Raw genomic sequence first — 20673 nt, forward strand, 5'->3', positions numbered from 1 at the left:
GTGCTCGCAGACCACGCGCAGGAAGCCGTGCTCGAGCACGCCGCAGCGCAGGTAGGTCTCGAACTCCTCGCGCACATGCTCGGGCAGCGGGCGGTCTTCTACCTCACGGCGCGCGAGAAAGTCCGGCCAATGCGCCTGCACCAGCGAATACAGCAGCGTGCGCTCGGGACGGTGAGGCGCATAGCGAGCCGTGGGCAGATGCGCTGCCGGCGACGTTGCGTGCGCCACGGCATCCTGCAGCTGCGACACGGTCGCGGCGAGGCGCGGCACGAAACACTCCGGTGCAGGGAATGGCTGCTCAGGCTTGCGCCCGCCCCGGCCGGTTCATATCGGCCTTTATGAGCTGCACCTCACACCGCTGGAGCTGATCGACCGCATTGCCGCGCTGGTTCCCCCGCCACGCACCCACCGGCACCGCTATTTTGGCGTGTTGGCACCCAACTCGCCGCTCAGGGCTGCGGTGACGGCGCTGGCGACACCGGCGCGAGCCGCTCCCGTGCTGGGCGCGTCGATCAGCACGGGGGAGTGCGCGCCTGGTGTGGTACCGATGAGCAGCGCGCTGCCATCCCAGAGCGAGCCGGTGCTGCCCAAGCGTGCAGCGCACTACCTGTGGGCGGTGCTGATCGCCCGCATCTACGAGGTGTTCCCCCTCTTGTGTCCGCTGTGTGGCGGGCATATGCGCATCATCGCGTTCATTACGCACAGCGCTGACATCCGGCACATCCTGGACCACATCGGGGCAGATTCAGAGCCACCCCGCATCTCCCCGGCGCGCGGGCCACCGCTGTGGGATGACTGTAGTGATGCGCAGATGGATGACGGGGCGCAAACCGAGCCAGCAGACTGGGACCTAGCGGCGCAACCGGCACCGGACTTTGAGGTCGATCAGCGCATCAGTTGGTGAATGAACAAAGCGGCGATTTTGACTTGCCGCGAACTGGCTCTGCGCCCGGTACACGCCGAGCGCCGCAAATCACTCTCCTGAACGCCAAACCCTGGTGGTGAACCTGACACCTGGGCGGGAAAATCGAGTGTCTCAGCCGGCTTGATGGCGCTTCCGCGGTGCGATACTTGGCCTCATGCGGTTAAAACGCCTATCCGTGGCCGGCATATTGGCCCAAGGGGACCACTCGCAGGGGATACTTGATGCGACAGGACGACGACGCTGCACTCGCTTCCGGTACTACATCCGATGGCTGGTTCACCCGGCTCCGGCGTTCGCTGCTGGCGCGCCTTGGCAATACCGGGCTCGTGCTGGGGACGTTGTTCTTCGCCGCCTCGCTCACGCCCAGCCTCACGCCACGGATCACGGTCGCGCAGGCGGTGCTGTCGGGCATGTGCCTGGCCGCCGGCTACGGCCTGGGCGTGCTGCTGCGCTGGCTGTGGGGATACCTGGAGCTGCCGCTCCCCGGGCCGGCGGGACAGCCGCGTCGCCGCCGTATCGCGGTCGTCGCCTGCGCGGTCATCGCCGCGCTCGCGCTTTGGCGCAGCCAGCATTGGGAAAACATCGTCCGCGAACTGATGCACCTGGCTCCCGCCGGTCCATCGCGCATCCTGGGCGTACTCGCGGGTGCGGCGGTCGTGGCGCTGCTGCTGGTCGTGCTGGGCCGCATCGCGCTGATGATCATCAAGGCGGTGATGCGCCTGGTCACCCACAAGGTGCCGCGACGGATCGCGCACGTGGTCGGTGCGATCGCCGGCGTGCTGCTGCTGGTGGGCCTGGTCAACGGCGTGATCCTGTCCTCGTTGCTGGACACCCTGGACGCCTCCTATCGCCAGGCCGATGCACTGATCCCGCCCGACATGCCGCCGCCGACCGAATGGGACAGCCCCGGCAGCGCGCAGTCGCTAGTGGCCTGGAACCAGCTCGGGCGCATGGGCCGGCGCTACGTCGATGCCCGCCCCACCGCCGACGAACTCGCCGCCTACGCCGGTCCCGGCGCCAAGGCGCCGCTGCGCGTGTACGCGGGCCTGCCCACCGGCGACACGCCCGAAGAGCGCGCCCAGCTGGCGCTGGAAGAACTCAAGCGCGTCGGCGGCTTCGAGCGCAAGGCGCTGATCATCATCACTCCGACCGGCACCGGTTGGGTCGACCCGTCCGGCATCGACGGCATCGAATATCTCTACCGCGGCGATGTGGCCAGCGTCGCGGTGCAGTACTCGTACCTGTCCAGTCCGCTGACGCTGTTCCTGGATCCGGACACAGGCGGGGTCACCGCGCGCGCACTGTTCCGCGAGGTCTACGGCTACTGGCGCACGCTGCCGCCCGAGCGGCGGCCGAAGCTGTACCTGCACGGCCTGAGCCTGGGCGCGCTCAATTCGGAACGCTCGTTCGAGATGTTCGAGCTGCTCGGCGAACCATTCGATGGCGCGGTCTGGAGCGGACCTCCGTTCGCCGCCAGCAAGTGGGCCGGGCTGACCCGCTCGCGCAATCCCGGTTCGCCGGTGTGGCTGCCGCAGTTCCAGGACGGCTCGTTCGTCCGCTTCATGAACCAGGACGGCAGCTCCACCCCGCCCGGCACGCCGTGGGGCCCGATGCGCGTGGTCTACCTGCAGTACGGCAGCGACGCGGTGACGTTCTTCGACCGTCACGGCTTGTTCCGCGAACCGGAACTGCTCGATGCCCCGCGCCCGCCGGACGTATCCCCGGCGATGCGCTGGTATCCGGTCGTGACGATGATGCAGATGGCAATGGATACTTCGCTGTCGATGAGCGCACCAATGGGTTTCGGCCACGTCTACGCGCCATCGCACTACATCAACGCCTGGCTGGAAGTCACCGGCATCGACGACTGGTCGCCCGAAGACGTGGCCCGCCTGCAGCGCCACCTGGATGAGCGCCGGGCCGAAGAGCTGTCCAAGGATGGCGGCGAGGAGACCGTGGACGGCTGAACGTCGACGGTCTTGCGTGGACCGGCACCCTCAGTACATCCCGACCATGTTGAGGAACCAGCCCTCGTGGTCGTAGTCGAAGTCGGTCAGGTCGTCGCTGAACTCGGTGAAGTTGTAGCCGGCGCCGATGCGGAAGTTCTTGCCGATGTCGCGGTCCAGTCCGACCAGCCAGCCCTGCCGCGTGCCGCCGGCCTGCACGTCCAGCCAGCGGTATTCGGCCAGCGCGTGCCAGGCGTAGACCACCTCGTAGCGCAGCTGTAGCGCGGCGAAGTCGGTGGCCGAGTCGAACCACGGCCCGCTGCCGCGTCCGTAGCGCACCTCGCCCTCGCGCCGGGCGAGCTTGCCGGCCACTTCCCAATGCTGGTCGTGGCGGTAGACGCCTTCCACCGACAGCACCTGGGTTTTCTGGTCGTAGTCCTGCTCGCGCTGGCCCAGGCTGGAGAGGTCGTACAGGTAGGTGTAGCGGCCGAACATTTCCCAGCGCGCGCTATCCCACGGCCGCCAGGCGAAGCCGGCGTTGCCTTCGATGAAGCGCGCGTTCGCCAGGCGGTCGCGATGGTCGTCGGTGTCGGCGTAGTTCAGCCGGCCGGCGATGCGGAAGCGGGTATAGGAAGTTCAACCGCCCTTTTTTGCGAGTCTGGCGGGTAGGAAGCGGCCGCGCAAGCGCCGCTTTGGGCACAGATCGGGCACAGATCGGGGGTTCATGCGTGGGTTTTCGACATCGCGGGGCCGCGCAGCGGCTCAGTGCGTAGCCATTTCTCACCGAATCCCTAGGTAGCTGAAGCGATCGCCAGGCCGCTGAGCCTGAGGGAGCTTTTAGCGGCAGCAAGTCCTTCAGCGCGTGCTGGCTCAGCTTTGCTCCGCCCTCAGCATGCTACCTTTAGCGCCAGTCCCTTATGGGACGCCTATCTAAAACAGGCGGTGACTATGCCTCTAATGTTGCTGGACCCAGAACGCGGTGTGATGCTCGAGCTTCCGCTGGAAGCTGGTCTGCTGGAGTCGCTTCAGGAGCGACGCCCCCCCTCAATTGAGTAGCAAGCTGCTTTGGAGTCCAATCCCCAACGAGAAGGAGATTGGACGTGAAAAAGCGTTTCAGCGAAGAGCAGATCATCGGCTTCTTGCGTGAGGCCGAGGCCGGGCTGCCGGTCAAGGAGCTGTGCCGTCGGCACGGCTTCAGCGAGGCGTCGTACTACCTGTGGCGCAGCAAGTTCGGCGGCATGAATGTGTCGGAGGCCAAGCGCCTGAAGGAACTGGAGACCGAGAACGCGCGGTTGAAGAAGCTGTTGGCCGAGCAGGTCCTCGAGAACGAGGTGATCAAGGACGTGCTGCGAAAAAAATGGTGAGCGCACCCGCCCGACGCGAGCAGGTGCGCTACATGGCAAGAAAAGGACTCAGCGAGCGGCGCGCTCTGCGCGTGGTCGGCATGAGTGCCAGCGCACTGCGCTACACGCCTCGTCCGGACCGCAATGTAGAACTGCGGGCGCAGATCCAGGCCTTGGCGCATCGGCACAAGCGCTACGGGGTGGGCATGATCTACCTCAAGCTGCGGCAAGGCGGCCAGGTCGTGAACTACAAGCGCGTCGAGCGGCTGTATCAGCAGGCGAAACTGCAGGTGCGGCGGCGCAAGCGCAAGAAGGTGCCCCTGGGCGAACGGCAACCACTGATTCGTCCGGTTGCGGCCAACGAGGTGTGGTCGATGGACTTTATCTTCGATCGCACAGCCGACGGCCGTGTCATCAAGTGTCTGGTGATTGTGGATGACGCCAGCCACGAGGCGGTGGCAATCGAGGTCGAGCGTGCGATTTCGGGCCACGGCGTCAGCCGCGTGCTGGACCGCCTGGCACTCAGCCGTGGCCTGCCGAAGGTGATCCGGACCGATAACGGCAAGGAATTCTGCGGCAAGGCAATGGTGGCCTGGGCGCACGAACGTGGCGTGTCGCTGCGTCTGATCCAGCCGGGCAAGCCGAATCAGAACGCTTACGTTGAATCGTTCAACGGACGCCTGCGCGACGAATGCCTCAACGAACACTGGTTCCCGACACTGCTGCACGCGCGCACCGAGATCGAGCGCTGGCGGCGGGAGTACAACGAAGAGCGGCCGAAGAAATCGCTCGGCGGGCTAACGCCTGCCGCCTATGCCCAACAGCTGGCGGTGAAACCGCTACGATAAAGCCGGGCTCCAAACAGCTCCGCTACTGAAAGCGGGGGGACGTCGGGAGCAGTGTTCGAGAGCGGATCCGGTCAAGCTTCAGCGACTCGCCAATCGGGTTGCGCAGGCTGTCGGTCCGGTCGTTGACATGTACTTGGACTATGACTTGAGGCCACCGTCCCAGGCGCAGATCCAGTACGCGGTTGCCATTGCGCGACGAGAGGGGCTCGAGATCCCGGCCGACGTGCTGAAGAAAAAGGTTGCGATGGGCAAGTTCCTTGACCAGCACGCCAAAGGTGGTGCCCGAAGCGGTAAGTAAGCGCTTGCCTCTGCGCGCTGCTAGGATTGCTACCTATGTAGAAAAAGGCGGTCGCTTTCGGCTCGAAATCCGTCTTTTACAACAAAAACCTCTCTCAATGTATAAATGCGAGTTTCAATGATCAAGAAAAAGCCTTTAGATACAGGAACTTGCGATGGTTTCGCGTTGAGAGCGCTGCGATCTGTGGGTTCACAACCGTTCTAGGTCCTACTTAAGCGTTTTGTTGTTGATAGAGGCCTCCTTCCCTACGGTTGGAGGCCTTTTTCGTTAACAACATTTATTTCTGGCAGAATTTCGCTGTGATCTAACCTTCTACCTACCCGAGGTGTTGATAGATGACTGGCTACACGGCTGAGCGAATCAGATTTGAAAACGGAGAGCGGCACTCGGTGCTCCGTGGACCCAGTGGCCTCCCTGCGCATGAAGTGACGCTCTACCTGGGCACGTTCAGGACGAAGGGGCTCGCGGCGAACACGATTCACTTTGCTTGCGCAAGCATAGCTGTCCTCTACAACAGCCTAAGATCTGAGAAGATCGACCTGATTCAACGCCTTTGCCACGGTGAGTTTCTAACGGCGCCGGAACTAGCGCGCATAGCCACGGCCGCCCAGTACTGGGTGCAGGATGGCGACGAGGAGGTAAGTAAGCCATCCTCCGCGATCAATGTTCGGACAATCAGCGCTAGACGGGGCAGAAGCGATACTGAGGTCTTGAAACGCGTGGTCGACGTTCAGACCCGTGCCTCGCGCTTACGCTACATAGCGGGCTTCCTGTCATACATCTCTAGTTACGTTGGGGCAACTTTGCCGCGTGTGCAGCGCGACGAGCTAAGGGCCGAAACCCTTCATGCACTCGCAGGCTTTCGGGAGCATATTCCGCGCATCACTAAGCGGGCCAAGTTGGGCGCACGTGTGGGCTTGAGTATGGAGGAGCAGGATCGAGTTCTCGTGGTCGTTCACCCGGAGTCGCCCACCAATCCGTGGGTGCGTGGGTTCACCCGTCGACGAAACTGGCTCATCGTTGTTCTCCTCTTGGCAATCGGCATTCGCCGAAGTGAGCTGCTCGGCTTGCAGCTTAGAGACATACACGCGGATCAGCCAAAGATCGACATCATAAGGCGCGCTGATGCGCCGGAAGACGCAAGGCTCAGTCAACCAAATACGAAGACCAGTGATCGGACCCTCGAGGTCGCACCGTCGATCATGCGAGTACTGCTTGCTTATGTGAAAGAGCGCCGTGTTATCAAGTTGGCGCGAAGGCACCCTCAGCTGATCGTATCTGATGAGGGCGATGCGCTATCGCAGAAAAGCATCGACAAGATTTTTCAGCAGATCAGGGCTGCTTGCCCGGACCTCTCGGTGAAGATAACGAGCCATGTGATGCGACACACATGGAACGAGCGATTCTCTGAGCAGGCAGATGCCATCGGCCTATCGGAGATTGCGGAGCAGCGGGCCCGGAACTCCCAGCAAGGTTGGAGCGACAACTCGAAGACGGCGACAACATACACGCGGCGGCACACGGATAGGAAGGCACAGCAGCTGTCGTTGAGGATTCAAGAGGACTTGGAGGGGAAGATCAATGGCAAGCAGTAATCTCGCCAGGGCGGTGTCACTCACGAGGCTCCCTTCAAGGGCGCTGACTCGGAGTGGCCTGGTGTTTAATCCTCGAGATGACATGTGGCAGTGGGTTGACGGTGTGTTCTCAATCCGTATGGACTTTAGTCGTCTTTCGATGCATGACAATCAGTTCGTGGAATCATTAAAGTACACGCTGCACATCCTCGTAAGAAGCAATGCTCCCACATACGCCCTTAACCTCTTCAACGAATTTCTCCATTTTCTCCGCGAAACCGAACTTGAGTCGCCCGTCGAATCAATTGGCGTCGAGGACTTGTCTTCCTATAGGGCTCGGTTGGCCGAAGACGAGGCATGGCGCGTAGGTTGGCTGAATGTACTGATTCAAAAGTGGGTCAAGCTGGGGTTGCCGGGTGTTCGTGCCGACTGCGCCGAGTATCTTCGGGAAAGGCGCAAGCCAGGAAATGCCAAAGGCCGGGCAGTAAGACAAAGCTGTCCTGTCGAAGGCCCGTACTCAGATGAAGAGTACGTTGCTCTTTACAGATCAGTAGATGCTGCCTACGGGCAGGAGAAGATTCCTCTCTGGGTACTGGTTTTAACACGACTTCTGTTCGCTACAGGCGGTCGGATCTCCCAGCTCGCATCCTTGAAGGTGAAGGATTTCACGTGCGTCAATGGCTCATATCTGCTGGAGCTTCCTCAAGTAAAGAATGGCCTCGATCACTCTCGCGAGTCATTCACGGTATTCCCCATTAGCCATCCGACTGCGCGCTTGGTGCTTGATCTTATCGAGAGTCGTGTTGATTGCGATGCCGAATCAGCGCTTTTTCTTCAGGAAGAGGTGATGTGGCGTCGGCCTCGTCGGGATCAAAGGGCTGAAGGTGATCCGTTCTTTGGCCACTGCACGCAACAACTATTGAGTCGAATTTTCAGCACAATTCTTGGCTCTATCGCTCCGCTTACCTCCAGACTGGATTTCGAGAAGATCCCAATCAATCCGAGGAGGTTTCGCTACACGTACGGCACGCGCTTAGCCGAAGAGGGGGCAAGTAAGGCTGAGATCGCTGATAGGTTGGGTCATGCCGACCTTCAGAACGTAGACGTGTATTTTGAGGCATCTCCGGACATCGTGGACAACATTGACCACGCCATGGGAGAGCAGCTCGCTCCGCTGGCCCGAGCCTTCCGTGGCCGCATGATCGATGCTGAAGAACAAGCTACACAGGCGGGTAGGGCAGGCAGCCGAATCATTGATTTCCGCGTATCCAGTAATCCGTTAGCAAGTTGCTCTGCCGGTGGGCGGGGGTGTGCGCTGAATAAACCGGTTGCCTGTTATACATGCTTCCGCTTTGAACCTTGGCTTGACGGTCCACACGAGTTGGTCCTGGCCCGCCTCGAGCGAGAGCGTGATCAATGGGCAGCAGATCCTAGAATGGCGGCGATCAACAATCTCGCGATCATGGCAATCCGGGAGGTCATTGCAGACTGTGCGCACGTGCGGAAGCAGCGGGACGGCGGGGTGGATATATGACAAAGAATGTACTCCACTTTACGCCGAGGGATGAGCTTGAGCCGCGCGAGAACATTCAACAGTTCATAACGATTTGCCGCAAAAGCAAGGTCCTAGGAGCAAACTGTCAGTTCGATAGCGATGTCTGGAGTCTGGGTAGTTTTAAGGGCCACAACAAAGTACACAGGGCAGTCTTCAGTACCTATGAATCTGTGCGGGGCGGGCGAAGCGTCGAGACGATGCCACAGCCATTTCTGGATTTTGCGAAGGCCACTCTGATTTATCTTCACGATTGTCGGCCGGTGGTCTCGCAGAGCATTCGAGTGTCTGCTCTACGCTTTCTAGAAGCCGCTTTGCGCCAGGGGAACAAGGCATCTAGGCCGACCGCAGTTGACATCGGTGTTCTGGATAGTGCGGTTGAGCTTGCTGTGAGATCGGTTTCGCCCTCGGTAGCATATAGGGTTGGTGGCCAGCTGGAGCTCATTGCGAAGTTCATGAGGGAAAAGAATTTCATCAGCCTGACGCAGAATTGGAACTGCAGCCTGGTGAAGCCGAAGGAGCTCGGTTCCCGAATATCCGAGCAGGCCATGCAGGCGCGACAGGACAAGCTGCCATCAGCTGCCGCGCTGCGCGGGCTCGGTGGCATATTCCAAGAAGCGGTCAAGCCTCTGGACGTCCTTGTTTCGAGCTATTCGGCCCTTCTGAGCTGCGCGCCGGAACGGATCAACGAAGCGCTGCGACTGGAGCGCAATTGCATAGTTGAGGGCTCGGGGCGCTTTCAGGCAAAGCTGGGCTTCCGGTGGCCGGGATCGAAGGGAGCGAAGGACACCATCAAGTGGCTGCCCACGCAGATGGCATCTATCGCGAGAGAAGCTCTGAGGAAGCTTCTGATTGCAACGCATGCGGCGAACCGAGTTGCTACGTGGTACACGAAGAATCCGGGCGTGCTGTTTCTAGGTGATGATGTAGCTCATCTTAGAGGGGTAGAGGTTCTGATTCCGGCTCAGATTGCGCTGATACTTTGGGGTGACGAGAGTGCTTTCCGTTCTGCATTTCATTGGGCGAGGAGCGCGAAGAAGCTTGAACCAGTTCAGATGGGGGGAAGGCAGATGTGCTTTCGTTTTTCAGATGTAGAGGAGGCAGTGATCGCGATGCTTCCTCGCACATTTCCATTTGTCCCTGGCGCGCCTAACCTGCTATGTCGGGACTCGATCGGTGTTGTGCTTGTCAATGAGCTTCATGCCCACAGGGGTACCTATACGTGTATGTTCAGTTGCGTGGACTACGGGGCGATCGCAAACGCGCTTACTACGCATGATGGCCAGCCGTCCATCTTCACGCGATTCGGATATGCCGAGGATGACGGCACCCCAATCAACATGAACACGCATTCGCTTCGGCACTACTTGAATATGCTTGCTCAGATGGGAGGTATGAGTGACGTCGAGATTGCGATCTTCTCCGGCCGCAAGGACGTAGCGCAGAACCGCGCATACGACCATATGACCTCTGACGAAGTCCAAGCTCCAGTGAGTCAAGCCATCGCATCTGGCTTCATGGCCAATCTGGTCGACAAGCCGTCCAAGCACATCATCTTGCGAAGCCGATTCTCCGAGGCGGGTGCCTCAGCCGCCCACACAACCGCGTTTGGCTGGTGCGTGCATGATTTCGCAAGCGAGCCATGTCCGATGTATCGCGATTGCATCAATTGCGAGGAGCAGGAGTGCGTGAAGGGGGAGGAGCAGAAGGAGCGGAACCTGCGTGCATTGAAGAAGGAGACCGAGTCGCTTCTGGTGGCTGCCAAGCTTGCACTTGAAGAAGAGGAGTACGGCGCAGACACATGGGTGAAGCATCAGGAGCTGACGCTGGAGAGAATTGATTCGCTGCTGGCTATATTGGAGGACAATTCAGTTTCCGCTGGTGCACGCATTCGGCTGAACATCGTCAATGCAGCACTGATCGTAGACCGCAGTGAAGTTCAACGTAGTTTGTCCAGGTCCAAGAATTTGAAGCTAGCCAAATGAAGAAGAAACGTGCTCCTGACCTCACAGAGGATCTCGTGGGTAGCGTCCTCGATGCTATTGACGGCTGGAAGGGCAAGCTGACATGGGGCCTGCTTATCGCTGCAGTGGAGAGGACGACGGGCATTGCATATTCCAGGTTTACGCTAAGTGCGTATCCAGAGATCGCCAACGCCTTTACGCTGCGGAAGGAGGCTTTGAGAGGTACTTGGGCGGGCGAGCAGTCCATTCCGAGGGACGAGAAGGTGCGCGCTGCTTTGGAGCAGGTGGAGCGGCTGCAAAGATCTGTTCAGCGGCTCAAAAGTGAGAACATGCTGCTCAAGGAGCAGTTTGTAACGTGGGCTCTCAACGCTGAGCGCAAGGGGGTGACCATGCTCATGCTGAACGCCCCACTGCCGAAGCCAAGTCGCGATCAGTCGAAGCCCGTGAAAGAGTGAGCGTATGGTGCCTGCGTTCCGCTACTGCCAAGATCCTGGGCCGCTGGTTGTGCGGTGGTATGCACGACAGAAACTCTTGTCGCAGAAATTTCGCAATGATTGACGTGGCACCGCCTCGCCAAGAGCTGTACGCTACCGAATAACTGTGCACTAAATTCGATAACGATCTCGCGAGAGGGTCGAGCCTCTGCAGAATTGGACAGGTAAGAGATGGCGACCCTTGCGGCGTCGAAGGCTACCAAGCGCCGCTCTCCGCCCTAGCTCGCCCGGCTGCGCAACCGTTTAGCCTTTAGCATAGCCATTGGGCTAACCGTCGGCGCTGGTACAAGTAGGGCCAGCTGCTGCTCCAAGCCCAGTGCTTTGAGGATGGAGATCAGCGTGTGGACCGTTGATCCTTGCCCGCTCTCAAGCTGCACCAATGCTCTACGAGAAATCCCTGCTTTGTCCGCCAACGCGACTTGCGAAACGTTGGCCAGAAGGCGGCGGGCTCTTATTCGCTTTCCTAAGGTCTCGGCAATTTCTTCAGGAGACTGGATTGGCATGTGACTCCTTTGCGCGCAAATGTGCTCATTAGGGCTGATTTCTTCCGTTGTGCGCGGGAAAAGGCGCAACTCTGGTATCTCCATAGCTCAGCGTGACGGCGTCAAATTCTTTGCGGTATAGAGACCTGGATAGACAGATCCACCGGCACCAGACTATGCCTCATTCCACGAAGATGTCATGGTCTTTGCACTTCCGGACAGACAAAGGTAATCGCTGTCGTGTGCTGGACACCAAATCGTCGTCATTCAGCTGCAGCTGAGTTGCGCGAGCCACTCGAAACAACGCCGCGGTCGTGGCCAGAACGCAGCAACCTCGACGTCCGGATGGGGATAGCAACGATGCCCTCAAACTTGTGGCTCCTGCGGTACACCTGTGGGTTGTATGCGCCGCGCCCGCACCGAGAGAAGAGCCCCATGCGTACCAGTAGGCTCACGCGATAGACAGCGATCGGCCAAGAGAGCAAGGTTGAGCGCATGCAACAAAGACAGAGGCAGCATATGAAGCCGACCATCTTGGCCCTTGATCTTGAGGGAACGCTTATCTCAAATGCAATCAGCCAGATCCCCAGGCCCGGGCTCTACTGGTTCCTTGAGGAAATCCACGCGCTGTTTGATCAGCTGGCGATGTTCACAACAGTCCCCGAAGATCGCTTTCGCAGCATCGCCGCGCTGCTGGCGCGCGAAGGCAGTGCCCCGGCTTGGTTCATGGAACTGCCTTGCATCAGGTGGTCAGGAAAGACGAAGGATCTACGCCTTGCCTCGCCAAATTTGGGCGAGGCACTACTGCTCGATGATCATGGCCCCTATGTCCATCCCGGGCAGGAGTACCTTTGGGTCCAGGTCCCGTTGTTCGGATCTCCTTACCCACTAGATGATGATGGTCTCAACTTCGTACTCCATCGTTTGCTTGATCGCACAGGCGTTGTGGACGATGACGTGCACCCCGTAGCCCGGAGCGGGGAGGCGTAGTCATGCATGAACAATCGTTAGCGCAGCCCACGCTCGCATGATCCGCCCCGCGCCCACACAACAGATCCTGCGTGACGCCGCAGCACAGCGCGAAAAACTCGCCGCAAAGTGGCTTAGCGCAGCACAGGTTACTGCCAGGCTGGACTCAGAGCCCGGCAGAGGCTGCCACCGCGCAAGTGAGTTGCGACGTCAGGGGAAGCTGCTGGGCGTGTACACCACGCAATCCCCCCTTAGTTACCGCTACCCGACCTGGCAGTTCCGCCCCGATGGCCGGCCTGTTGAGCACTTAGCCGAGATCCTAGCAGTGTTACGCGACTTTGGTCCTTTCCAGCGCGAGACGGATGGCCTGCGCCGCAGTACCGGCTGGGGCGAGGCCGAGTGGTTCTTGTCACCGCACGCGCAACTCTGCGGTGCAACACCGGCCGCGATGCTGAGCGCCGACCCTGCCCGCGTTCTGCATGCTGTTAAGTGCGAGTTCGGAGAAGATCTCCGAGAGCAGCCTTACTGAGATGACTCGCCGCCAGTGTCTACCCGAGAGCCTTCCGCTGAAGATACGGCTTTGTGGAACTCGTTGAGAATGAATACATGGAGGCCTGCGGCATGGCGACTCGCAGGCCCAAGTAATCTGCGACTGTAGGTGCCAGTCGTGGGGCCAACACCATTCCGTAGTAAGGACTCCGAGCAGCACGAGATCGCATCCTTATCCAGGATTAACAAGTCACCAAGATGGTGGTGTGCGTGGATGACGCCTCCGTCCGAATGATGATACATCCCATGAGGCCCAGCTGGCGCTACAAGAGCTGTTGGGTTGGCAAGGTCGGCTGCGAGCTCCCGCGGGCGACTCAAGCGTTTATCGACGCACCGGCGACAGCCATGATGCGGCAGAACCAGTGTTGGGATATCGGCTGCATCCGTTGTGCCGCTATACCCCTCAATTGGAGGCCCAGTTGAATGGTTCTAGAAAGGCAGTACTTGCTACACATCTCTCGTATGTGATCATGTCAGGTCAAGACAATGCGCTGACAAGAGTGGAGCAGTTCGTGATGAAGAAGCAGATGGAGCTTGTTGAACGCAGGCGCATTCGTTGGACACTGACCATCTCGGCGTTGCTGGTAGCTGGCGCCCATCTCATTTGGCCCCAAATTAAGATCGACATCATTACGCTCGTTCTGCTGGTGATCGCGGCACTTCCTTGGGTTGCCCCTCTGGTTAAATCCGTCGAGCTGCCTGGAATAGGCAAGATCGAACTCCAGGACGTTGCAGAGGTCGAAGGGCAAGCAGTGGATGCCGGACTGCTACCAGGGCACGATTCTCAAGAGCTCCTCAGGGATAAAAGCAAACGAGCGCAGCTGCCTCCTGCTGCCCCTGAGCCTGCCTTCTCTGCTGACCGGTCAATTGCTGAGCCGACGCCGAATTCTCATGACGCCCTCCGCTATTCGAAGACGTCACGAGAAGCCTATTCATCGGCCGATGGAGAGGGGTGGAGTGATCAAATCCTGGCAGTTGTGGCTGGTCTGAATGGTGAGAATGACAAGTCTTATACGAGCGGTGTCCGGGTGGAAATGGCCAGGAAGCGCGCGGCAATTGAGACCAGGGTTCGTCGTCTGGGGATGATGTGTCTGCCTAGTGAGTACATAAGGCTGGAATCGAGCAGAATCCTGTCTGAGCTTGAGAGGACGCGAGTTCTCAAGCCAGGACAAGGCGCTGCAATTGAAAGTCTGATGGTGCTCATCGACGAGGTAGTCGGTGGACGTTCGATCAGCTACGAGGCTGCAGCAAGGATGCTCAACCTAGCTAGCGAGATGACCTCCAGCCTGGGAGAGATCATCAGAAGCAAGAAAGATGACATCTATGGAAACTGGGGCCCGGCGGCCGCAGACGGTGAATCCGCGCGCTTTGCGGACATGCGCGATGAGGAAGGCTAAGTCCTCGACCCCAAGAAGACGATCCGTACGTGCGCCGATCACCATCTGCCACTGATGATCTTCCGCAGTCGGCCAAGCTCGACGAGCATGGCGTGACTCCGTCGACAAAGACGGAGCGGAGTAGGGCCAACCCGAGTCATGTGCGAACTCCACTTTTCCGGACATCGATCGCAGATCTCAACATCGGCACAAGACTCGGAGTTGCCGGTGTCAGACTCCTCCTCAAAAAGCTAAGCTGAGTCTAAGCAGTTGGCCGCCCCGGCTATCGCAAAGTCAGGCTTGTCGATGCTGGTGCGGAAGGACGAAGCTCCCGATGTCGTCAAGTTATCGGCAGGACCGAGCCAGGCTACGGGACAACGTTGATGAATCCCTCGACGGGTCCGCCGCTGTCTTAAGTCACATGGCAGCGCCGGTGCATTCCATCCCTGGGCGCAAAGTCGCTGTCAGCAGATACCGCGCTCACTTGGAGGACTTGTCGCGCTCAAGTTGATCGGCAAGCGTGGAGAACGCGCTGATCCTGCTGAAGGGTACGATCCTCCGCTCGGCGCAAACGACGGGGAACCTAGTCACTACCAAATGATAGATCCGATCGACTGAGAATCGCTCCTTGAGGAGGTGCTCGCGCGCCAGCTCTTTGGAAATCGCTCGCTCATACTGGCGCACTAGCCTCTTGTTGTACGATGCAAACAGGGCAGGTGTGGAGGTCACTGTTGCGAGGTTAGTGAAGTTGTTCTTGCACTGAACATTCCACAGTACGCCTTCTCGCATCATCAGAACGTCGAACTCCTGGCTCTGAATCCGCTTTACTCCCAAATCAGTAAATCCCTGGGAAACAAGTGCATCGCCAACGGCCTTCTCGAAAATAAAGCCGGATCTGATCTGATATCGCTTGCCGCGATCAAGCGAAATGCTCCTCCAGCGATAGCAGAAGCGCATAACCAATGTTACCGTTGTCCTGAACATGCCATCTGAAAAGATGAACGGCGAGGCACGATCCAGAGAAGAGGCGTAATCATCCGCGTCAGCGCTGAGTTCGTTTATCAGGCGCTTCGATGGCCGGCATCGGGCGACTACCTCGTCAAAGTCAGCTGGAGCGAGAGCGATGTTGTATCCGTCTTTGGCATGCTTCGAAAGCGCCCTTGCAAGCACTGCAACGGATGCAAACTCAGTGCCTGAAAGATCAAACTCGGCATACGCAGCCTCTATCTCGATGATCTCGTTACGAAGCTCCTGTGCTGAGAAGACCGCTATAGGGAGCTGCTCTTTTGACTTGAGCATTTCAATCCCAGCGATTGGGGGGGGTGATCTCCGTGATTCTTAGGCGCTCTGGCTCTAGGAATAGATCGTCCAACATGGCGAGTTCGTGTTGCTCAGCTTGAGTGATGCCAAGTGAATCACACGCCTTCTTGATGAGCGTTTCATGTTGCGCGCCTGTAACCTGTGGCCCATTGCCGGCGACGATTGGAAGAATTATGTTCAAACCATCCTGAGGCAGGACGGATATGGATCCAGTGCAGTATCTTGGGATCAAGTAGCCAACTGCCAGGAAATGCCTTCGGTGGGCCTGTAGGAATCCGATCAGCTGCCCCACGTTCCTAGGAACTCCATCCCGGCCAACCAACGAAGGCAATGCGTGCATTGCAACTGCGGAAAATTGTAAGAAGGCCATCATGAAGCGGTCCCTCTGCGCCGTTCCGAAGCGCGCCTCCAGATCAAGAGCTAGGCGTCGCAAGCCTTGAACGTCGAGCTGGATCATATCAAGGCCAAGTAGGGTGCGAAGCAGGGCAAGGGATTCGCGTAAAGCAAACGGGAGATTGATCAGCTCCTCAATTGACCGATACAGGCCCGACCACGCGGCGAAGGCGGATGATCGCTCATACCTGCCAAGAGAAGCCTGATTGCCGTCTCGGAGTGCTGAACATCCAGCTTCAGCTGATCGTATGTCCTTGCTACGTGGAGCATAGGTGCGGCAGTGTTCACTCGGAAACTCCTTCTACTTGTGGCAGCCGTGCGCTCGGCACTGACCTGCTCAATAGGTTGATGTAAGCACATTCATTGAGCGGGGGCTCAAACTGCCGCACGGGTGCGGCGTCGACTGCCCGGGTCTCGGGTTACATAGCCCTATCCTGCTCAATGCTGAAATCAGCGGCCGGCAGCTTGACTGGGGAACAAGGTCATTGTGACCGTTCGGATACTGATGCTCGGGAGGGGGCGGATTTGATGTGGGACGGGTACTATTAGCTATGCGCTGCCACGGCCAAAACTTGAGCAAGTTTGCGATTGACGATCGTCGTTTGGTGCGGCCAGCCCTGCTTGCGTTCGTTGGAATTGCCAAGGCTTGGTCTTTGACCGAAGCGGAGCAATCCGCAATTTTGGGGCAATCCATGAGCGCCGTGTTAGCTGCCTTGAATGAGGATGGTGTGAGCGAACTTCGGCCCGATACGCTCGAGCGGGTGAGCTATGTGCTGGGTATCTACCGTGCTCTACACACCATTTTCCCCAATCAGCAGCAAGCAGATCGCTGGTTCAGTAGGCCCAACACTGCCGTCCTGTTCGAAGGTGCTCCTGCGCTGGCACTGCTATGTAGCGGTCGGGCCGCCGACCTTGCAGCCGTGCGGCAATACTTGGAAGCTCAAGGGTTGGAAAATACTGATGACCGGGCCTAATCTGCAGCCCGCCATCTACAGGAGCTGTGTAATGAAGCCGACGATTCTTGCACTGGGATTGACGTTTTTTGGCCTAGAACTAGCCAAACTCCGAACCAATGAAAGACTCGCCAGGCTCTCAGTTGGAAAGCCACGGTAGGCGACTTCACAACGACAGCGCGACTGCCGGCTCTTGGCACGAGAGCTGGGATCGCGTTAGCGAGAGCTACAACAGGTCCGACTCTAGCGAATACACAACCACCTTGCATTGAGCACCAGCCATGGGACTCATTGCTGTCGCAGCTGCGGCCACCTGGTCACCGATCCACGTAAAAGCATCGGCTTGCTGTCACGGAGACGGTGCAGCGACCTGAATCATGTGGTCAAAGTGAAGTTCCTGCTGACACTTGACGAAGACCTCCCTGAATTTTCCCAGGTAAAGTTCAGGAGAGACAGCGGGCAGGTCGTTGATATTTATCTCATCAGCATGGGATTGCCTGTTGATGTAGCGGAAGAACGGTTTGAACTCACCGGCTTCAGACTCGAGCTCAACGAGGCATTCTTCAAGACTTTGCTGTGCGCCGACAAAGCTGAAGAAGTGTTCAAGGACGTAGCGCATCGCAATGGGGAGGCTGACACTGTATCGTCCGGATGCGACAGCATCTGCAATGACTTTCCAATACGCTCGATAATCGTTGCGCAAGTCGTCTGGTTGAATCGACTGAATTGTAGAGTGCGGATCCTTTCGAACCTGGAAGGTCTGCATCTTCTTCTTTTCAGATGAGGCTACTTTGAGCAGCTCATGGAAGAAGAACAGGCTATGCGTCAACACGATCACCTGTGCGAACTCCGCTGGCTTCATGATCTTTAAGCCAATGAGTGACGCAATATCGTAAATGTGGTTGTGCGATAGGCTTGAGATCGGGTCGTCAACTACCACGATTCGTTGGGACTTGTTGGCTGCGCCATTGGAGTTGTGCGACCCGGCTAGCCATTCCATGAAGTAGAGGAAGGTCACTAGCGTCTTCTCACCCTCGCTCAGGGATTTGTAAGCGGCCTTGCCCTGGTGGCCTCTGGCGATATGGTAGTAGCCGGGATGAGTGGCATCTTTCTCGATAGCAAAGCCGGAGAGACCAATGGATTGAATTCGCCTATTGATGTTCTCTACTGCGGATTCTATGTTTGTAGCATCTTTACGCAGTGTCGCAAGACTTTCCCGTTTTATGCCCACATCCTGCGAAGCGGCAGCGCGCTCGCCCAAGAGGGTCTCCCTCTCGTGGGTTAGGCGATTCCGTTCGGATTCGTAGGCCGCAATAACCGTCGCGTAATCATGCTTCATTCGGGACCAGAAATGTTTTGCGAGTGTTCTACGTGAATTGGCAATGCTTGCGATTGAGGTGTTGTATTTGTGAACCCGCTCCCGCAGATCATCCAGGCGATCACGAAGTGACGCAAACTCTGCACTGGAGTCGGTTAGAGAGACTGGAACGCTCGGGGACGAGGCTTTGGAGCGTAGTAGTCCCAGGTTGGTTGAAACGATTGCGCGAGTGTCGCCGAGTGCCTTCTGGAGGCCGGCGTCTTCTAGTGCATAGATGTCCTGGAGAGCCGGGCTGGAAGCCAGTGTTTCGAGACTCGCGGCCACGGCGGTGTATTGATCGACTAGGTGATTGATATGAGAGGTGGACGATTCGTACGCATCATCAAACATCCGCTCTAGCTCAGCCTTGAGGTCATGAGGCTCAGTCTGCTGGCAGAAGGGGCAAATACCCTGTGTTTGTGCCGACAGTTCAATGCCTTCCTTAACCCAGTTCTGCGATGCTAGCCTATCGATAAGCGGAGATAGTCTGCTGTCGGTAGATGGCGCAATCACGGCTCCGAGAGTTGGATCGCCTTCCAGTGCAAAGTGTACAAAGTCTTCCGTAACCGGTTCCGGCTTTGCCGTGGGGTTGTCCTCGTCAAGCTCGTGTGCAGTGGCGAGCAATTCCTCTAGTGAATGGCTTCCGTCAGCAGCGGGGACCTTGAGAAGGTGCGTGAGCAGGCGACCCTTGTCCCCTAGCAGGGATTCACTTTCCAAGCAGAACCTAAGGGGGCTAAGTGCATAGTCCTTTTTGATCTGCCAAGTGGCTTCCTTTGCCGCAACCTCTGCTGCATCCAGCGCTGTGCCAATCTGGGCAATCTGCGCTTCCAACTCTGGGAGTTTTGCTTGGGCCACCGTGAGCAACTGCTCAGCTTCCGCTATCGCGGCAAGGTCCTCTGCAGATTTTTTCCCCAGTGTGAAAATTCCCTTTATGCCGGCTCCTTCCTTGGGCTGAAAAGTGTCTTCCACGTAGTCAGTGTCGTAGATGAGGATTTCAGGATTTGCCAGTCCGGTCACGGAGATCTGGCATTTTCCTGCCGGCCCCAACGCTGGATTACTGTGATGTCTCAATGCGCGTGCGATCGTGCTCTTCCCGGAACCGTTCGTGCCGTAGATCATCGCGATTGGCTTCTCGATCACTAGTGTCGCCGGAGTCGCCTCCGAGTAGCTCGCAAAGTCCTTAAGAGTAATGGTTATCCTTGCCATTTTCCTTCCCCTTATCGCTAATGAGAAACGCTGATGCGCAGCCGATCTTCGCGCACGATAACGCGCGGTCATGCGCCTGTACAATTGCTGGCGCGGACTGGCCTAGGCATCAGCGGATTCTATCCGCAACTTAACGAATTGTGGCTTGCTCCCGTTCGCGGGGGCACGCCCAGCCCGATGTCACGCGGGTATTGGTCAATGTCAAAGAGGGTTAAGCGGCGGCCAGGGGAATTGGGTCGTTCCCAATGGATACCCTGGTCAACTGCTCGTACTGCGAGCATCGTGTGAACCGGCACGGCTGAGGACATCGTCCCTGTCGCTGGCCCCTTGAAAAATAGCTCGCCTTACAGGGCAGCTTAATTTGCGGATTGCCCTTTGGATGCAATGAAAAGATGCATTGCTTGACGCGACCTAAGAGCTTGTTCCGGAAGGTCGATCTTCAATTGGTAGCAGATTGTCTTGGCATATGCGATCTGAGCCTTCGTCGGGCGCTTGACGTCCCAATCCAGCAGCTCAGGAAGAATCCTCGACAACTCCAGGGCGAGTCTCCTGGAGAAGGTCTCCGCATCCCCGCCACTCTGGATCTTTGAAATTTGGCGCCTGACATCCTCCACGCCCTCACGCGTCAGTGCCAACTCCAGAGTGAAGTCCGATTCGGGATCTACTAGGAACAGGCTCATGGTCGCTACCTTCGACGCGGCGAAGGGGCCGCAGATGTGGCTCGTGTCTTCCGAGGACCGGCTGCCCACGAGTTAAATGCTATCGTAAGTACTGTAGACCAATAGTACTGCAGAGACAAAGCTTTGAGGGGTGACTACCGCCCCTCACCAACTAGCTTTTGGCCGCGCCGTGCAGGCGGCGAGGCAGCGGATGGGCATGAGCCAAGAGGAGCTCGCGGAGGCCCTGGGTATGCATCGGACGCAGTTAGGCCATATCGAGCAAGGGAGGAAGGACTGTCGCTTGTCGACTATTCTTCGGGTCGCTGCGGTTCTGCGAATGCCGGCTTCCCGGTTGCTCAGAGCGGCCGCGCTCTAGGCGTCGAGTTTTGGCCTTGGATTCAACCGGTCGACGCAACACACTGAAGACTGCTTACCGGCAGCAGGAGTGTTGCAGATGGAGCGCAG

Annotated in this window: 15 protein-coding genes and 2 pseudogenes; 11 read left to right on the forward strand and 6 right to left on the reverse strand. The window is 58.2% G+C overall.

From position 1 onward, the window contains the following. Window positions 1–270 (reverse strand): annotated as a pseudogene (locus tag PV764_RS20025) (IS91 family transposase); the annotation flags it as partial. A 70-nt stretch (window positions 271–340) separates the two neighbouring features. Here PV764_RS20025 and PV764_RS20030 point away from each other — a divergent pair. Beyond that, window positions 341–904: pseudogene (locus tag PV764_RS20030) on the forward strand (transposase); the annotation flags it as partial. Between the two features lie 242 nt (window positions 905–1146). Continuing rightward, window positions 1147–2892, forward strand: coding sequence for an alpha/beta hydrolase (locus tag PV764_RS20035; protein ID WP_149500785.1), 1746 nt, complete (start codon window positions 1147–1149; stop codon window positions 2890–2892). Window positions 2893–2922: 30 nt separating this feature from the next. Here the strand turns inward: PV764_RS20035 and PV764_RS20040 are convergent, their stop codons facing one another. Then, the gene (locus tag PV764_RS20040) at window positions 2923–3366 is read right to left on the reverse strand and encodes a hypothetical protein (RefSeq protein ID WP_047290313.1); all 444 of its coding nucleotides are present in this window, start codon (window positions 3364–3366) and stop codon (window positions 2923–2925) included. 605 nt (window positions 3367–3971) lie between these two features. Between PV764_RS20040 and PV764_RS20045 the strand changes: the two genes are divergently transcribed. The 5 genes from PV764_RS20045 to PV764_RS20065 all read left to right on the forward strand — a co-directional run bounded on the left by PV764_RS20045 (window position 3972) and on the right by PV764_RS20065 (window position 10905). Beyond that, window positions 3972–5062 (forward strand): IS3 family transposase gene (locus tag PV764_RS20045; RefSeq protein WP_149500787.1). Its coding sequence is split into 2 segments (ribosomal slippage): window positions 3972–4230 and window positions 4230–5062, totalling 1092 coding nucleotides; the frame shifts between segments, so codons are not numbered across the junction. Window positions 5063–5695: 633 nt separating this feature from the next. Further along, complete coding sequence (locus PV764_RS20050) at window positions 5696–6955, forward strand: tyrosine-type recombinase/integrase (protein WP_421117410.1); 1260 nt, start codon at window positions 5696–5698, stop codon at window positions 6953–6955. Next, window positions 6942–8468, forward strand: a complete 1527-nt coding sequence (locus PV764_RS20055) for a site-specific integrase (protein ID WP_421117411.1) — start codon at window positions 6942–6944, stop codon at window positions 8466–8468. Before PV764_RS20050 ends, PV764_RS20055 begins: the two co-directional genes overlap by 14 nt. Next, entirely contained in the window at window positions 8465–10471 is a 2007-nt protein-coding gene (locus PV764_RS20060) for a hypothetical protein (protein WP_421117412.1), read from the forward strand. The genes PV764_RS20055 and PV764_RS20060 overlap by 4 nt, the downstream gene beginning before the upstream one ends. Further along, a complete protein-coding gene (locus PV764_RS20065) occupies window positions 10468–10905 on the forward strand; it encodes a hypothetical protein (protein ID WP_421117413.1) in 438 nt (145 codons plus the stop codon). Before PV764_RS20060 ends, PV764_RS20065 begins: the two co-directional genes overlap by 4 nt. A gap of 257 nt (window positions 10906–11162) precedes the next feature. Here the strand turns inward: PV764_RS20065 and PV764_RS20070 are convergent, their stop codons facing one another. Continuing rightward, window positions 11163–11531 carry a helix-turn-helix domain-containing protein gene (locus PV764_RS20070; RefSeq protein WP_421117415.1) on the reverse strand — a complete coding sequence of 123 codons (369 nt, stop codon included), beginning with the start codon at window positions 11529–11531 and terminating at the stop codon, window positions 11163–11165. Between the two features lie 414 nt (window positions 11532–11945). On the opposite strand from PV764_RS20070, the gene PV764_RS20075 reads away from it, so the two are divergent. Both PV764_RS20075 and PV764_RS20080 read left to right on the forward strand, forming a co-directional pair. Further along, window positions 11946–12416 (forward strand): NIF family HAD-type phosphatase, encoded by a 471-nt coding sequence (locus PV764_RS20075; RefSeq protein WP_421117416.1) that lies wholly within the window; start codon window positions 11946–11948, stop codon window positions 12414–12416. A 1043-nt stretch (window positions 12417–13459) separates the two neighbouring features. Beyond that, a complete protein-coding gene (locus PV764_RS20080; protein WP_421117418.1) occupies window positions 13460–14341 on the forward strand; it encodes a hypothetical protein in 882 nt (293 codons plus the stop codon). Window positions 14342–14800: 459 nt separating this feature from the next. On the opposite strand, the gene PV764_RS20085 is transcribed toward PV764_RS20080, so the two are convergent. Then, on the reverse strand, window positions 14801–15619 hold the full coding sequence (locus tag PV764_RS20085; protein ID WP_421117419.1) for a hypothetical protein: 819 nt from the start codon (window positions 15617–15619) through the stop codon (window positions 14801–14803). A 986-nt stretch (window positions 15620–16605) separates the two neighbouring features. Here PV764_RS20085 and PV764_RS20090 point away from each other — a divergent pair. After that, window positions 16606–17007 carry an antitoxin Xre/MbcA/ParS toxin-binding domain-containing protein gene (locus tag PV764_RS20090; RefSeq protein ID WP_421117420.1) on the forward strand — a complete coding sequence of 134 codons (402 nt, stop codon included), beginning with the start codon at window positions 16606–16608 and terminating at the stop codon, window positions 17005–17007. Between the two features lie 328 nt (window positions 17008–17335). Here the strand turns inward: PV764_RS20090 and PV764_RS20095 are convergent, their stop codons facing one another. Then, complete coding sequence (locus PV764_RS20095) at window positions 17336–19621, reverse strand: AAA family ATPase (RefSeq protein WP_421117421.1); 2286 nt, start codon at window positions 19619–19621, stop codon at window positions 17336–17338. A gap of 284 nt (window positions 19622–19905) precedes the next feature. Continuing rightward, on the reverse strand, window positions 19906–20229 hold the full coding sequence (locus tag PV764_RS20100) for a hypothetical protein (protein ID WP_293984205.1): 324 nt from the start codon (window positions 20227–20229) through the stop codon (window positions 19906–19908). 130 nt (window positions 20230–20359) lie between these two features. On the opposite strand from PV764_RS20100, the gene PV764_RS20105 reads away from it, so the two are divergent. Further along, window positions 20360–20584: a helix-turn-helix domain-containing protein gene (locus PV764_RS20105; protein ID WP_421117422.1), complete on the forward strand. Its 225-nt coding sequence runs from the start codon at window positions 20360–20362 to the stop codon at window positions 20582–20584. Window positions 20585–20673 lie beyond the last annotated feature (89 nt).

It is taken from the genome of Stenotrophomonas sp. AS1 (genome assembly GCF_048957655.1).
GTDB lineage: Bacteria > Pseudomonadota > Gammaproteobacteria > Xanthomonadales > Xanthomonadaceae > Stenotrophomonas > Stenotrophomonas bentonitica_A.